Source organism: Paenibacillus sp. 32O-W (genome assembly GCF_007679495.1).
In the GTDB taxonomy this organism is placed as follows: Bacteria; Bacillota; Bacilli; order Paenibacillales; family NBRC-103111; genus Paenibacillus_L; species Paenibacillus_L residui.
Genome location: NZ_VEGP01000232.1, coordinates 1 through 206, shown reverse-complemented (window position 1 = coordinate 206; position 206 = coordinate 1). Strand labels below are relative to the sequence as shown.

The following is a 206-nucleotide window of genomic DNA, read 5'->3' as shown; positions in this document are numbered from 1 at the left end:
CTCCTTGCCAAAACCTTCGGTTGTGTTCGTTTCGTCTACAACAAAATGTTAGCTGAACGGCGTGATACATATGAACAATTCAAGGGTGACAAAGAAGCGCTAAAGAAACAAAAGTTTCCTACTCCTGCCAAGTATAAGGAGGAGTTTGCATGGCTCAAAGAAGTAGATAGTCTCGCATTGGCGAACGCCCAACTGAATTTGCAGAA

At 43.2% G+C, this 206-nt stretch carries 1 protein-coding gene; it reads left to right on the top strand.

What is annotated here, in order from left to right; genetic code table 11:
• Positions 1 to 206: helix-turn-helix domain-containing protein (locus FS806_RS25545; RefSeq protein ID WP_144942161.1), on the top strand; the 206-nt coding region annotated here is incomplete at both ends.